A 15,272-nucleotide genomic window follows, 5' to 3' on the forward strand; every position below is an offset into this window, starting at 1 on the left:
GACTCCTTCCGGGACCCACAGGTCCGTGCCGGTCGGCCGCAGTGCCGCCGGGTGACCTGTTCGTGAACCGGGTTTGTGTCGATGACCGTTCGGCCACGCCCCCGTATGGAAATACTGCCGGTGACACCTCCGATCACACAGAGTCCCGGCGTTTGCTTGAGTAAATCTTTAGGTCAGGCCGCCGACAGTCGCCGGTGGACACCCCGAGCCGGAGGCCTCTCCGGTGGACGGGCCCTGGCGGTGGAGGCCTGTCGGGTGGCCGGGCCCCGGTGGTGGAGGCCTGTCCGGTGGCCGGGCCCCGGCGGTGGAGGCCTGTCCGGTGGACGAGCCCCGGCGGCGGAGGCCGCTCAGCGTTTGAGCGTGAACGTGAAGTCGCCGGAGAGCTTGCCGCTCAACCGGACGGCCGACACGAGCCGGCCGTCGTCGATCGTGCGGGCCACGTCGGCCCGGGACGGTCCACAGCCCACGGCGATCAACCGCACCGGCCGGACCGTGATCAACGCCCGGAACCGGACCAGCACGTCGATCACCGCCTCGTCGCGGAAGCCCGGCCCGCCGGTGTCGAGACGCCAGGCGCCGTCCCCATCGAGGTCGATCCGGTTTGCGGTGCGGCACGACGATGCGGTGCGGCACGACGATGCGGTGCGGCACGACGATGCGGTGCGGCACGACGATGCGGTGCGGCACGACGATGCGGTGCGGCACGACGATGCGGTGCGGCACGACGATGCGGTGCGGCACGACGATGCGGTGCGGCACGACGATGCGGTGCGGCACGACGATGCGGTGCGGCACGACGATGCGGTGCGGCACGACGATGCGGTGCGGCCCGGCATCTCGCGGGGCCGCACCGCAACGCGACGGCGACGGCGGCGGATCAGGTGGAAGCGCTCGGCACCGGAGCCGGGGACGACGGGGCGGTGGACGACGGAGCGGTGCTGGTGGACGGCGCCGGTGCGGGGACGCCGGGCCGCTCGCGCCGGTGCTCGCCACGGCCGGGGCCACGGTCGCCGCGCCGGAAGTCGCCCCGATCGCCGCCCCGGCCCTCGGCACGGTCGCCGCCGGGCCGGTCGCCGTGAGCGCCGTGACGGCCGCGCTCGTCGCCGCGGTGACCGCCCGCGGCGAAGGCACCGATCGTCACTCCGGCGCCGAGCAGCACACCCAGCACCAGGGCCGCGACCGTGGCGAGCACCGGTACCCGGCGCCTGTACCAACGGTCCCGGGCCGGGGCGGGCGGCGCCGCTGCCGGGGTCGCCGGGGGCGGGGTCGTGGTGGGCGGGGGATCGGCCGGTGCGGAGCCGGCGACTGCGGACACCGGTGGCGTCTCGTCCGTGGGCTCGTCCTGCGGTGGGCGTGGCGTCAGGTCACTCATCGAATCCTCGGTCCTTCTCACGGGGCGGCGGTCGAGGGGGAAGCCGGGGCTCCGGTCCGCCCGCCGTCGCGCCAGACTGGCAGAGAGGACCTGAAGTATTGCTGAAGAAGCCGTCGACCAGGTCGTTCAGCCGTCAGCGGCGAGGCGGTAGCCGGTTCCACGGACCGTCTCGATGGCGTTACGACCGAACGGATGGTCGATCTTCTTGCGCAGGTAGCCGACGTACACCTCGACGATGTTGCGGTCTCCGGCGAAGTGCGCGTCCCACACGTTCTCGATGATCGCGGCCTTCGTGACGGCCCGGCCACGGTTGCGCATCAGGAACTCCAGCAGCGCGAACTCGCGGGGAGTGACCGGGATCGGGGTGTCGCCGCGGCAGACGCTGCGCTGCCCCGGGTCGAGGGTGAGATCGCCGGCGGTCAGGATCGCCGGGCGTTCCGGCGCGCCCCGGCGGATCAGGGCCCGCAGGTGCGCGATCAGCAGGACGAACGAGAACGGCTTCGTCATGTAGTCGTCGGCGCCGAGATCGAGGGCGTCGGCCTCGTCGTACTCGCCGTCCTTGGCGGTGAGCATGAGCACCGGGGTCCACACCTCCCGCGACCGCAACCGCCGGCAGATCTCGTAGCCGCTCAGGCCCGGCAGCATGATGTCCAGGACGACGGCGTCGTACGCCCCGTGCGGGCTCTCGGTGGCGATCCACAGGCCGTCGACGCCGTCATGGGCGAGATCGACGGTGAACCCCTCCCTGGTCAGGCCGTCACGGATCGTCTCGGCCAGCTCCCGCTCGTCCTCGACGACGAGAATGCGCATCGGGCGTACCTCCTGGTCTGTCGCCTCCAAGATTGCCCGCCGGGATCTGAGAATCCGCTGAACCCCGTTTTCAGCGTTCGTTCAGCAGCCGCTGGCTAGCGTTGCGGCCATGCGCATGCGTGCCGTGTTGCGGCTCCTGCCCCGCAGGCTCGGCATCCGCCTGCGATCCGCCATCGCCGCCGGGCTGGTCGTGGCGGTGGCCGCCGTGCTCGCCGGCGCCGTGCTGCTGGTCACCGCGCGCGGCATCCTGCTCGACGGCGTGACCACGACCGCGACCGACCGGGTCAACCAGGTCGTCGCCGCGCTGCGGGCCGGTAACGCGGCGGCGCTGACCGCCGCGATGACCCCGGCCGAGCCGGGCCGCACCCTGGTCCAGGTCCTCGACGAGACCGGCCGGGTGGTCCGGGCGTCACCGGCGTTCGCCGCGGACCGGCCGTTGTCCGGGCTGCGCCCGGCACCGGGCCGCACCGTGTGGGACGACAGGCGGCCGCGCGCCGGGCGGCACGCGCAGTTCCGGGTGCTCGCCGCCGGTGTGCAGACGCCGTCCGGTGTGCAGACGGTGCTGGTGGCGCAGTCGATGGAGACCGTCGACGAGGCCGGCCGGGCGATCGTGGGCGCGCTGCTGGCCGGGATGCCGCTGCTCGCCCTGGTGGTCGGGGTGGCGACGTTCTTCTTCGTCGGGCGGACGCTGCGGCCGGTCCAGGCGATGACCGGCCGGGCCGCCACGATCACCGCCACCAACCTGCACGCCCGGCTGCCGGTGCCCGACTCCGGCGACGAGATAGCCGCCCTGGCCGCGACGATGAACACGATGCTGGACCGCATCGAGGTCGCCTCGGCGGCCCAGCGGCGGTTCGTCGCCGACGCCAGCCACGAGCTGCGCAGCCCGCTGGCGACCATCCACGCCAACGCCGACCTGCTCCGGGCGGCCGGCCTGGAGGAGTCCGCCGCCCGGTCGGTGACCCGCATCCACCGGGAGAGCACCCGGCTGGCCCGGCTCGTCGAGGACCTGCTGTTGCTGGCCCGGGTCGACGACGCGGCACTGCGGCCGCGACGGGCCGAGGTCGACCTCGACGACCTGGTCTACGCCGCCCGGGAGCGCGTCGCGGTGGAACGGTCCGGCCTGCGCGTCGACGGCGAGGTCGTGCCGGTCCGGGTGATCGGGGACGCCGACCAGCTGCACCGTGCGCTGCGCAACCTGGTCGACAATGCGATGCGCCACGCCCGCGGCCGTGTCACGATCGCTCTCGGCCGGTCCGGCACGCAGGCCGAGATCGTGGTCGGCAACGACGGCTCCGCCATCGCCGAGCCGGACCGCGAGCGGATCTTCGACCGGTTCGTGCGGCTCGACGACAGCCGGTCCCGGCAGGACGGCGGCACCGGCCTGGGCCTGTCGATCGCCCGCGAGATCGCCACCCTGCACGACGGCGCCCTGACCGTCGACGACCGCCCCGACGGTGCCGCCTTCCGCCTGCGCCTGCCGACCGGACGGCCATGATCGACCCACCGGCCGCCGCGATCACGACCGGGGCCGCCCCCGCCGATCGACGAAGGGGTCGCTCCGCACGGCCGCCCACTGGCGGTGCTCCTCGCGAGGCGATTGGATGTCGATCGGGGAGGTGCGCGTGCGGCGGTGGCGGTGGGTGCTCGTTGTCGCGTCGACGCTCGCTGCGGCATGCGCCGCGACGCTCGTGGCCGTCGCGGTCAATGTGGCCACCGGCGGCGTCGCCCCGTGGTTTCCCGCGGTCGAGCGGCAGCCGCTCGGGTGGGCCGTCGCCGGCACCGCCCTCGTCGCGGTGGCCGGTCTGGCGGGCAATTGGACGCAGCGCCGCGTCGACGGCCCGCTCGCCGTGGTGCCGGCCGAGGAGCGGCCCGAGTCGTGGATCGTCGAGCGGCCGCTGGAGGTGGACCGGATCGTCGACGCGCTCTGCCGGCGAGGGTCCCGGACGGTCGGCGTCACGACCGCCCTGCAGGGTGCGGGCGGGTTCGGCAAGACGACCGTCGCGAAACTGGCCCGCTCCGACCGCCGGATCCTGCGCCGGTTCGGCGACCGTGTGTACTGGGTTACTCTCGGCCGGGACGCCCGCCGCGGAGTCCTCACCGACAAGATCAACGACCTGATCCACTCGATCGACCCCGACCGGCAGGTGACGTTCACCGACGAGCAGCAGGCCGGCCGGCATCTGGCGGCGCTGCTCCGGGACGGCCCGCCGCGCCTGATCATCCTGGACGACGTGTGGTTCCCCGAGCAGCTCGAAGCGTTCCCGCTCGCCGGCCGCAGCGCGCGCCTGATCACGACGAGGAACGTGTCGCTGGTCCAGGGCGACGCCGTCCCGGTCCGGGTGGACCAGCTGTCGCTCACCCAGGCGCGTGCGGTGCTGCTGGCCGACCTGCCGGAGCTGCCCCCGCACGTCGTCGGCGGCATCCTGGCCGAGACCAGCCGGTGGCCGCTGCTGCTGCGGCTGGTCAACCGGATCCTGGTCAACCAGGCCCGCCTGCACACCGACCTGTCGTCGGTGGCGGGCCAGCTGCTGGACCGGCTGCGCCGCGACGGTGTGTCCCACGTCGACACGCTGACCGGCGCGGCCGGGCGACACCTCGACGTCAACGACCCGAGGCAGCGGCAGCAGGCCGTCGCCGCGACCATCGACGCCGGCATCGGCCTGCTGCGCCCACCGGAACGGTTGCGCCTGGCCGAGCTGTCGGTGTTCGCCGAGGACGAGCCGGTCCCGGTGACGATGATCGCCGACCTGTGGAGCGCCACGGGAGAGCTGGACGGGGTGGAGACCCGCGCCCTCTGTGCCCGCCTGGAGGATCTGGCGCTGCTGACCCTGACACCGACCGCCGACGGCGGTGCCGTCGGCATCCACGACGTGATCCGCGACGTCCTGCGGCGCGATCTGGGCAGCGACCGGTTGCGAACCCTGAACGACCTGCTGCTGACCGCCGCCGCCGCCGGACCAGGAGACGGGGCCGCCCCGGCCGGCGGCACGGTCGGGCCGGGCCACCGTGGGACGCCCGCTGTGGAGCCCGCCGTCTCGTGGTGGGCCCTGCCGCACCTGCATCACTATCTGCAGGACCACCTGATCGAGCACCTGCAGGCGGCCGGGCGCGACGCCGAGGCGGCGGCACTGGCCGGCGACATCCGATGGGTCACCGCACGGCTGGAGCACTCCGGGCCGGTCGCGCCCCTGGCGGATCTCGCCCTGATCCCCGGCCCGGCCGCCGCCCATCTACGCCAGCTCTTCGGTCAGACCGCGCATCTGCTCGCGCCCACCGAGCCGCCGCACTCCCGCGTCGACATCCTGTACGCCCGGCTCGAACACGATCCCGTATGGGGTGCCCAGGTCAAGGAGCTCAACCAGGACCGGGTGGCGCCCGCCCTGATCAACGTCTGGCCGCTTCCCGACCTCCCGGAACCGGCCCTGCGACGAACCGTCACGGGTCACACCGCTCCGGTGCGCGCCATCGCGATCGCACCGGGCAGCGACTGGTTCGTGACCGCCGGCGCGGACCGGACCGTGCGCCTGTGGACCGCCGCGACCGGCGCCGAGCGGATGACCCTGACCGGCCACACCGACCGGGTCACGGCCGTCGCGATCGCCGCCGACGGCACGTGGCTGGCCAGCGGCGGTGCCGACCGGTCGGTCCGTGCCTGGGATGCCGCCACGGGCGCGCTGCGTGCCCGGTTCACCGGCCACACCGCCCAGGTCAACGCGGTGGCGATCGCCCCGGACGGGACGTGGCTGGCCAGCGGCGGCGCGGACGGCACGGTGCGCATCTGGGACCTGGCCGGCGGCACGCAGCGCGCGAGACTGACCGGTCACAGCGGCCCGGTCACGTCCGTCGCGATCGGCCCGGACGGCGACTGGCTGGCCACCAGCAGCGACGACCGCTCGGTGCGCATCTGGGACATCACCACCGAGCGGGAGCAGTCCCGCCTGGTCATCTCCACCGACTGGGCGCGGTCGGTCGCCATCGCGCCCAGCGGCGCCTGGCTCGCGGTCGCCGGCTGGTCGCTGCGCATCTGGAACCACCAGACCGGTGGGCAGCGCACCGACCTGGACAGCCGGTTCAACGATCTGCTGAACGCGGTCGCGGTCTCCCCGGACGGCACCTGGCTGGCCACCGCCGGCGACGACCGGATGACCCGGATCTGGAACGCCGCGACCGGTGAGCAGCAGGCGGCGCTGCGCGGGCACATCGACCCGGTCAACGCCGTCACCATCGCCCCGGACGGGACCTGGCTGGCCACCGCGAGCTCCGACTGGTCGGTGCGGATCTGGGAGAACCCCGCGGCGATCGCCCCCGACCGCTCCCGGACCGGGCGCGAGGGCGACCGTTGGGAGTGGTTCTTCGACGTGGCCTGGTCCCCGGACGGGCAATGGCTGGCCACCGGCAGCACGCACCGCTCGGTGCAGCTGTGGGATGCCGTCAACGGTGAGCAGCTCGACCTGCCGGCGTCGGACAACGGCCGGGTCAACGCGGTGGCGGTCTCCCCGGACGGCACCTGGCTGGCCGCCGCCGGATGGTGCGTGCGCATCTGGGAGCCGGCCGGCCGGGAGCCGCGCAGCGAGATGTTCGGGCACCTCGGCCGGGTCTTCTCGGTGGCGATCTCGCCGGACGGTGCCTACCTGGCGACCGGCGGCGACGATCGGACGGTACGGATCTGGGACGCCGCGACGGGGCAGGAGCGGCGGGTCCTCGCCGGCCACACCGACCGGGTGGACGCCGTCGCCGTCTCGCCCGACGGCACCTGGCTCGTCTCCGCGGGCTCCGACCGCACCGTGCGGATCTGGGACGTGGCCACCGGCGCGGAACGGCGCACGCTCACCGGCCACACCGAGCGGATCAACTCGGTCACCGTCGCTCCGGACGGGACCTGGCTGGCCACCGCGTCCTCCGACCGGACGGTGAAGATCTGGGACGCCGTCACCGGCGAGGTGCGGCGCACGCTCACCGGCCACACCGACCGGGTCAACTCCGTCGACGTCTCCGCCGACGGCGCTCGGCTCGCCACCGCGTCGTCGGACCGGACGGTGCGCGTCTGGACGGCCGGTACGGGTGTCGTGGACGCCATGACGAGGCTCGAGCAGGCTGCGCACACCTGCCGATGGAGCCCGGCAGACGGCTCGCTGGCCGTGGCCGGAGCGGGAGGCCTCTACCGGTTCGTGCTCCGGGCCTGACCCGTCCGGGTGCGCGGCGGGCGCACCCGGACGTCGTCGTGCGCGGTCAGCCCCAGCGGGCCGACGACCAGTCGTCGGTGGACCAGAAACGGCCGCTCCAGGTGGCGCCGCTCCACGCCCGGCCGCTCCAGGCCCGGCCGCTCCAGCCGGGGTCGGTCCAGTTCTTCGTGCCGCCCCACGAGCCTCCGGTCCAGGTGGCCGGGGCCCACGTCTTGGCGGCGTAGGAGCTTCCGGTCCAGCCGTCACCGGCCATCCGGTAGCCCATCCAGACGCCGCCGGACCAGGTCGTCTGTGCCTTGGCGCGGGTGGACCAGGCGGTCGTGTCGAACGGGCCGAAGATGGTGTTCTGGCCGCTCAGCGTCACACCGTCGGCGGAGACGCGGCTGCTGCCCCGGGTGGTGTCGAGCATGCCGGTGCCGTACGACTCGCCGATCGCGCCGTCGCCGGTGGCCGCGGCGCCGGCCAGGGCCATCGACACGTTGAGCTCCTTGGCGCCCAGGGTGGCGGCCACCCCCTTGCTCAGGTAGGTCCCGTTGATCAGCAGGTATTTCAGCTGCAACGGGGTCAGTGCCGGGCGGGCCTGGAGGACCAGCGCAGCGGCCGCGGCGGTGACGGCGGTGGCCTGCGAGGTGCCGGAGCCACGGAACAGGGTGTCGCCGCTACGGGCCTTCGGGAACGACTGGTCGATGTTGGAGCCCGGCACCCGCAGTGACGGGATGGAGGTGCCGGGGGCCAGCACGTCCAGGGGCCGGCCGTTGGAGGCGAGGTTGGTGTAGGCGGACAGCTCGTCGTCGGCCGTGGTCGTCGTGCCGTAGGTGTTGGTCGCGCCGACCGCGATCACCGACGTGCCCTGGGCGGGGTGGGTCAGCTTGCCGTAGCCGTTGCCCTGGTTGCCGGCGGCCGCGACGACGGTGATGCCCGCCTTCCAGGCCTGCTGGACGGCGAGGGTCATCGGGTCGTCCCAGACGGCCGGGTTGCCGCCCGTCCCGTACGACAGGCTGATGATCCTGATGGGGTTGGCCGGGTCGTGGTTGCGGTTCTTCACCACCCAGTCGATCGCGGCGATCATCTGGGTCACGTCGACGGCGCCGTTGGAGGTGCCGACCTTGATCGAGGTGAGTCTGGCGCCCGGAGCGATGCCCCTGGTGCCGGTCGCGGCGTCGTTGCCGATGATGATGCCGGCCATGTGGGTGCCGTGGCCGTACGTGTCGAGGTAGCGCAGGCTCGGGCTCTGCGACTCGAAGGACAGGTCGGGCCCGTTGACCACCTGGGCCGCCGGGATGCCCGGCACCGGGGCGACGCCGGTGTCGATCAGGGCGATGCCGACGCCTTTGCCGGTCAGGCCGGCGGCCGTTCCGGTGTCCGCGCCGATCGCGGTCCGCACCTGCTTGAGGGTCGTCACCACCGACGTGGTGTCGGTGGCGGTCGTCCCGGACAGCCACATGCCGGACCAGCCGGCGTCGCTGAGACCGGTGTGCACGGCCGCCGGTGCCGGCGGGGCGACCCCACCGACCAGGGCCAGCGCGGCCAGGATTTTCAGGGGCGTGGGAGCACGCACGTAACGCGCCTCCTTCGGGTCGTTCCAGGCGCATGGGAAACGCGCCCGGCTCGCGACCAAGAATGCATAGCTCGCACGGGATTGTCCCGTTCCAGAGTGGTTGTTGGCGATTCGGAGGCGAACGCTGCCGCACCCGTCAGCGGAATGTGCCGAGGCGTTCGTTCAAGATCCGTCACGGGCTGCCGATGGGCATCGTCACCTCGCCCGTCCTCTGCGGCGACCGGTCGTCCTCCTCGCCGGTGACCAGCCGCCAGGGCGAGGGCCTCGCCCCGGCGGCGGGTGGGACCTGACCGCCGTTCTGCCGGTCACGCGGGCCGGCGGCTAGAGAGCTTTCGGAATCAGGGTCTGCGCCGGCGTCGGCTTGCCATGGCTCAGTCAGGTCATGACGTCGCCGGAAGCCTGTTCACGCCGCGGTTCACGGACTGGTCACTGAGACGTCCGCTGCCCTCGGCCCGGGGACTGGCCACGTCTCCGGCCCCTTGCCCCGAGGGACTGGTCGCGAGACGTCCGCTGCCCTCCTCCTCCCCCCCGGGGGGACTCGTCACCAGGACGGTCCCTGCCTTCGCTGAGGACGAGGACGAGGACGAGGACGAGGACAGGGACGAGGACGGGGACGGGCGCACACGAACACCGATCGTGCGACCCCAGCCACGCCCCCACGACCACCAGCGCACACGAAACCCCGATCGTGGGCTTTCACCAACGCCAGGGCGACGACCAGCGCACACGCAACCGTTACGTGTGCGTCCATCACCGACAGCGACCACGGACACGGACTACTGGCACGCGCGGGCCGGGTCGTCGACGCCGGTGCCGCGCCGCGGTCGCACCCGAGCAGCGGTTCGGGTGGGCACAAGGCCCATCGCCGGGGCGTCCGGTGCACCCGGTAGGGGGACCGGGCTCGGTCACCGACCGTAGACGGCGGCGAGGACACCCGAACCCGGCAGGTGGGCCGGCCGGGGCGGCGGTGACCTGGCACAGACCCTGACCTCGGAAGCTCCCTCGTCACAGCGATCTGTCAGCGATCTCCCTGGCGGTTCGGCAGGAACTCTGGGGATTCTTTGAGGATGTCCGCGCAGCCGCCGGCGGGCGCGGCACCGAGATCGGAGTCCACCACATGCCACAGCCGTCGTATCCCACCTATCAGGGGCGCCGACTGCCCCGGCCGCACGAGGAGCTGACCGATCAGGGCCTGGGGTTCGATCTGGCCACGTTGATGGGCCGCCGTCAGGTGCTGCGCGCGTTCGGCGTCGGCGCGGCCGCCCTCGGGGTCGCCGGGTGCACCAGTGAGCCGGCCGCCCGTGCCCCCGGCGCTCCGGCCGTACCCGCCACCGGCGAGCCCGCCGCGAGTGTCACCGGCGCTCCGTCCGGCACCGGGTCGGCGGTGTCCCGGATTCCGGAGGAGACGCAGGGCCCGTTCCCCGGCGACGGCTCCAACGGTCCCGACATCCTCGACCGCAGTGGCGTCGTCCGCAGCGACGTCCGGGCGAGTCTGGACGGCTCCGGTCCCGTCGACGGCGTCCCGCTCGCCCTGGAGCTCACCGTCAACGACCTGGCCGGCGGTCCGCTCACCGGCGCGGCCGTCTACATCTGGCAGTGCGACCGGGAGGGCCGGTATTCGATGTACGGCGACGGCGTGACCGGGCAGACGTTCCTGCGCGGCGTCCAGATCGTCGACGGATCGGGCCGGGTCGCGTTCACCAGCGTGTTCCCCGGCTGCTATCCCGGCCGCTGGCCGCATGTCCACTTCGAGGTCTACCCCGACCGGGCCGGCATCACCGACCACACCACCGTGATCGCGACGTCGCAGCTGGCGTTCCCGGAGTCCGTCTGCGACCAGGTGTACGCGCTGGCCGGGTACCGGCGGTCGGCCGACCACCTGGCCGACATCAGCCTGGACACCGACATGGTCTTCCGGGACGACCGGGCGGCCACCCAGACGGCGTCGATGACGGGTGACCCGGTCAAGGGCCTGCGGGCCGCTCTCACCGTCAACGTCCGGCGGTAGTCCCGTCCGGCGTCGCCCGGGCCGCACCTCGTGCATTCGGTTGAAGATTGAACCTTTTGCGCGAGGCGGCTCGCGTGGCGCGTACTTCCTAAGGGGTTTAGGCTTTTAGCTTTTGGTTGTAGGTTTGTGGGGTGGCACGCGCGAACCTCACCCCAGCCGCCGTCGTCGTCGCGGCGGCCGACCTCGCCGACCGCGACGGCTTCGACGCGATCAGCCTGTCCGCCCTGGCCAGGGGCTTCGGTGTGCAGACCGCAAGCCTCTACTCGCACGTGCGTGACCGGTCGGCGCTGCTCGAGGGCGTGCATCAGCTCGCCCTCGGCGAGCTTGCCGACCGGATCGCCATGGCCATCGGAGGGCGATCCGGCCACGACGCGCTGACCGCCTTCGCCGACGCCAACCGTGACTACGCTCAGCAACATCCCGGCCGCTGGACGGCCCTGCAACGGCCCGCCACCGAGGCGACCGTCCGGTCCGGGCCGGCCGGCCGGATGGCCGGACTCACGCTCGCGATGCTGCGCGGCTACCCGCTGCCCGAGGCCGAGCTCGTCCATGCGACCCGGCTGCTCGCCGCGACCGTCAACGGCTTCCTCGCGCTGCAGGCCAACGGCAGTCTGGCTCATCGCGAGCCGGCCGTCGACCTCTCCTGGCGGCGGGCGCTCGACGCGCTCGACGCCGTCTTCCGCTCCTGGCCCACCGAAGGGAAACCCTGATGCCCGTCCCGTCCGAGCTGCTACGCGGCGCCGCAGAGACCGAGGTCACCGCCCGTGGCCTGCGCCCACACCGGCTGCCGGCCTGGGCTCGCGAGCAGTTCCCGGACGGGCAGCTGCTGTCGATGCAGAGCCAGCCGTCCGGTGTGCGCCTGGCCTTCACCACCACCGCCACCCGGATCGACCTGGTCACCCATCCGACCCGCATCGCCTACCTCGGCGCCGAGCGGCCACGCGGGCGCATCGACGTCCACCTCGACGGCGAACCGGCACTGCGTGACGTGCTCGACGGCGGCGACCGCATCGAGGTCGACCTCGCCACCGGCGCCACCACCGTCCACGCCGGGCCGCCACACACCACCACCGTCACCGGTCTGCCCGCCGGCCGTCACCGGGTCGAGATCTGGCTCCCGCACAACGAGAGCATCGAGCTGATCGACCTGCGTGCCGACGCCCCGATCGAGCCCGACGACACCGTCCGGCCGCTCTGGGTGCACCACGGCAGCTCGATCAGCCACGGCTCGAACGCGCTGGCGCCCAGCGAGATCTGGCCCGCCGTCGCCGCCCGCCGCGCTCGCGTCGAGCTGCGCAACCTCGGCCTGGGCGGCAGCGCGATGGTCGACCAGTTCCTGGCCCGGGTGATCCGGGACGCCCCGGCCGACCTCATCAGCGTCAAGCTCGGCATCAACGTGGTCAACCTCGACGGCATGCGGGTGCGGACCCTCGTCCCGGCCGTCCACGGCTTCCTCGACACGATCCGTGACGGTCATCCCGACGTGCCGCTGGTGCTGATCTCGCCACTGTTCTGCGGTATCCACGAGGACACGCCCGGCCCGGGCGCCATCGACCCGGCCTCGATCGGCAGCGGCCAGGTGCAGTTCACCGCCACCGGGACACCGGGCGACACCGCGCTGGGCCGCCTCACCCTCCAAGTCGTCCGGCGCGAGCTGCGCTCCCTGACCGACCGCCGGGCGGCCGACAAGAACCTGCACTTCCTCGACGGCCTCTCGCTCTACGGTCCGGACGACGCCGTCGAGCTCCCCCTGCCCGACGGCCTGCACCCCGGCGCCGAGGCCCACCAGCTGATCGGCAACCGGTTCGCCGACTACGCCTTCACCGGCGCCGGCCCCTTCGCCGGACCCGGCATGTGAGCGGCACCGCGGGGCTGTGCCCCGACCGCCCTACGGCATGAGGCCGACCACTCGACCGCGCGCGCCTGTCGGTCCGCAACCCGGGCCGCGGGACGGCCGCATCGCAACCCGGGCCGCGGGACGGACGCGCCGCGGCCCGGCCAGGCACTACATTCTCGCCCTATGGTGCCAACGGTGACCAACCTCGCCGCCGCCGTGACCAGTTTCGTCGGCCGGCGGCACGAGATCGGGCAGGTCCGCGCGCGGCTCGCGACGTCGCGCCTGGTCACCCTGACCGGCGCCGGGGGAGTCGGCAAGACCCGCCTGGCCGTCGAAGCCGCCGCCGGAGCACGCCGCGCCTTCCCCGACGGGGTCTGGTTCGTCGACCTGGCGGCGCTCACCGAGGACGGCCGGGTCGCCTCGGCCGTGGCCGGCGCGCTGGCGATCCGCGACCAGTCGGCGCGTCCGGCCCTCGACCGGGTGACCGAGTTCCTCGCCCATCGCGAGGCCCTGATCGTCCTGGACAACTGCGAGCACGTCCTCGACGCCTGCGCGGTGCTCGCCGACGCGGTCCTCCGGCGGGCGGCCGGCACCCGCGTGCTGGCCACCAGCCGGCAGAGCCTCGGCATCGACGGTGAACACGTGCTGCCGGTCGCGCCGCTGCCGGTGCCGCCCGGCCACGCCATCCCGCTCACACAGCTCTGCCGGGTCGAGTCGGTGGCGCTGCTCGCCGACCGGGCCGCCGCGGTGGCACCCGACTTCGCCGTCACCGCCGACAACAGCGAGGCCGTCGCCCGCCTGTGTGCCCGTCTCGAAGGCATCCCGCTCGCCATCGAGCTGGCCGCGACCCGGCTGCGGACCCTCTCGATCGACCAGCTGCTGCAGCGCCTGGAGGACCGGTTCGCGCTGCTCAGCGTCGGCAGCCGGATCGCCGCCCCACGACAGCGCACCCTGCGCGCCATGGTGGACTGGAGCTACGGCCTGTGCGCCCCGGCCGAGCAGCGCCTGTGGGCCCGGCTGTCGGTCTTCACCGGCGGATTCGACCTGGACGCCGCCGAGGCCGTCTGCTCCGGTGACGGCCTCGACCGCGCCGCGATCCTCGACCTGGTCGACCAGCTCGCGACCCAGTCGCTGGTCACCCGCCGCGGCGCGCGTTTCGGCATGCTGGAGACGATCCGGGAGTACGGGCTGAGCCGGCTCGCGGAGTTCGGCGAGCACGACAGCCTGCGCCACCGGCACCGGGCGTACTACCTGGACCTGGCCGTCCGCGGCGAGCGCCACTGGTGCGGCCCCGGCCAGGAGGACACGCTGGCCCGGGTCCGCGCCGAGCACGGCAATCTCCGCGCCGCCTTCGAGGACTTCCTCACCGATCCGGCCGGCGCCGATCCGGCGTTGACCCTGGCCGCGGCGCTGCGCTGGCACTGGTCCGCGGACGGGCTGATCAGCGAGGGCCGCGAGTGGCTGGAACGCGCGCTGGCACTGCCCGCGCCGGACGGCCGGGCCCGCGCCGACGCGCTGTGGGTCGGCGCCTGGGTGCCGCTGCTGCAGGGCGAGCAGGAGACGTCGCGGCAGCGGCTGGCCGAGTGCCGGCGGGTCGCCGCGGCGATCGGCGACCCGGTCCCGGCCGCGCACGCCGCCAGCCAGTCCGGGACGGCGAACCTGTTCCGCGGCGACATGCCGGCCGCGATCGCCGACTTCCGCGCCGCGGTCGACGCCCTGGAGGCCGCCGGTGAGACGGCCGGTGTCCTGCACGCCCAGTTCCAGCTGGCCATCACCCTGACCCACTGCGGCGAGCACGAGCGGGCCGCCGCGATCGCCCGCCGGGCCATCGACGTCGGCGAGGCCCGCGGCGAGCACCTCTCCCAGTCGTACGCCCGTTGGGTGCTGGCCTTCGACACGTGGCGGCGCGGTGACCCGGACCGGGCCGGCCGGCTCGTGCTCTCCGCGCTGCAGTTGCAGGCCGGATTCCGGGACGCGGTCGGCGCCGGACTGATGATCGAGACGTCGGCGTGGATCGCCGGGTCCGCCGGCCGGCCGCAACGGGCCGCCCAGTTGCTCGGCACCGCCCATTCCATCTGGCGCAGCATCGGGACCCACGTCGGCGTCTTCGGCCCACCGCTGGGTGTGCACCACGACCGCTGCGTCGCGGCCGCCACCCGCGCCCTTCGCCCGGCCGGCTACCGGACCGCCTTCGACGAGGGCGTGCGGCCCACCGTCGAGGACGCCATCCGCTACGCCCTGCACCAGCCGCCCGCGGCCACACCGGAGCCCACCGCGGGCGAACCCGGTCTGACCCGCCGCGAACAGCAGATCGCCGGCCTGGTCGCCGACGGGCTCAGCAACCGGGCGATCGCCCAGCGGCTGGTCCTGTCCACCCGCACGGTCGACGGCCACGTGCAGAACCTGCTGGCCAAGCTGGGTTTCTCGTCGCGTTCGCAGGTCGCCGCGTGGGTGGCCCGGTTACCCGAATCCGGCTAGGACCAGGTAACACCCCCGTAACC

10 protein-coding genes are annotated in these 15,272 nt (G+C 73.6%); 6 read left to right on the forward strand and 4 right to left on the reverse strand.

The window, feature by feature from the left end:
* Positions 1-347: 347 nt before the first annotated feature.
* From ACQPZW_RS22150 to ACQPZW_RS22160, 3 genes are all read right to left on the reverse strand, one after another.
* Complete coding sequence (locus ACQPZW_RS22150) at positions 348-836, reverse strand: DUF1062 domain-containing protein (RefSeq protein ID WP_433796832.1); 489 nt, start codon at positions 834-836, stop codon at positions 348-350.
* Between the two features lie 41 nt (positions 837-877).
* Positions 878-1,372 (reverse strand): hypothetical protein, encoded by a 495-nt coding sequence (locus ACQPZW_RS22155; RefSeq protein WP_433796833.1) that lies wholly within the window; start codon positions 1,370-1,372, stop codon positions 878-880.
* 126 nt (positions 1,373-1,498) lie between these two features.
* A complete protein-coding gene (locus tag ACQPZW_RS22160) occupies positions 1,499-2,182 on the reverse strand; it encodes a response regulator transcription factor (RefSeq protein WP_433796834.1) in 684 nt (227 codons plus the stop codon).
* Between the two features lie 109 nt (positions 2,183-2,291).
* Here ACQPZW_RS22160 and ACQPZW_RS22165 point away from each other — a divergent pair, with 109 nt between their 5' ends.
* Both ACQPZW_RS22165 and ACQPZW_RS22170 read left to right on the forward strand, forming a co-directional pair.
* Positions 2,292-3,680, forward strand: a complete 1,389-nt coding sequence (locus ACQPZW_RS22165) for a sensor histidine kinase (protein WP_433796835.1) — start codon at positions 2,292-2,294, stop codon at positions 3,678-3,680.
* Positions 3,681-3,786: 106 nt separating this feature from the next.
* On the forward strand, positions 3,787-7,368 hold the full coding sequence (locus ACQPZW_RS22170) for an NB-ARC domain-containing protein (protein ID WP_433796836.1): 3,582 nt from the start codon (positions 3,787-3,789) through the stop codon (positions 7,366-7,368).
* 46 nt (positions 7,369-7,414) lie between these two features.
* On the opposite strand, the gene ACQPZW_RS22175 is transcribed toward ACQPZW_RS22170, so the two are convergent.
* On the reverse strand, positions 7,415-8,926 hold the full coding sequence (locus tag ACQPZW_RS22175; protein WP_433796837.1) for a S8 family serine peptidase: 1,512 nt from the start codon (positions 8,924-8,926) through the stop codon (positions 7,415-7,417).
* A 1,117-nt stretch (positions 8,927-10,043) separates the two neighbouring features.
* On the opposite strand from ACQPZW_RS22175, the gene ACQPZW_RS22180 reads away from it, so the two are divergent.
* The 4 genes from ACQPZW_RS22180 (at position 10,044) to ACQPZW_RS22195 (ending at position 15,249) form a co-directional block, all read left to right on the forward strand.
* Positions 10,044-10,934 (forward strand): 3,4-dioxygenase subunit beta, encoded by an 891-nt coding sequence (locus tag ACQPZW_RS22180; protein ID WP_433796838.1) that lies wholly within the window; start codon positions 10,044-10,046, stop codon positions 10,932-10,934.
* Positions 10,935-11,065: 131 nt separating this feature from the next.
* The gene (locus tag ACQPZW_RS22185; RefSeq protein WP_433796839.1) at positions 11,066-11,644 is read left to right on the forward strand and encodes a TetR-like C-terminal domain-containing protein; all 579 of its coding nucleotides are present in this window, start codon (positions 11,066-11,068) and stop codon (positions 11,642-11,644) included.
* Complete coding sequence (locus ACQPZW_RS22190; RefSeq protein WP_433796840.1) at positions 11,644-12,792, forward strand: GDSL-type esterase/lipase family protein; 1,149 nt, start codon at positions 11,644-11,646, stop codon at positions 12,790-12,792. The genes ACQPZW_RS22185 and ACQPZW_RS22190 overlap by 1 nt, the downstream gene beginning before the upstream one ends.
* Before the next feature lie 174 nt (positions 12,793-12,966).
* Complete coding sequence (locus ACQPZW_RS22195) at positions 12,967-15,249, forward strand: ATP-binding protein (protein ID WP_433796841.1); 2,283 nt, start codon at positions 12,967-12,969, stop codon at positions 15,247-15,249.
* Positions 15,250-15,272: the final 23 nt, after the last annotated feature.

Source organism: Actinoplanes sp. CA-252034, from assembly GCF_050956125.1.
GTDB lineage: Bacteria > Actinomycetota > Actinomycetes > Mycobacteriales > Micromonosporaceae > Actinoplanes.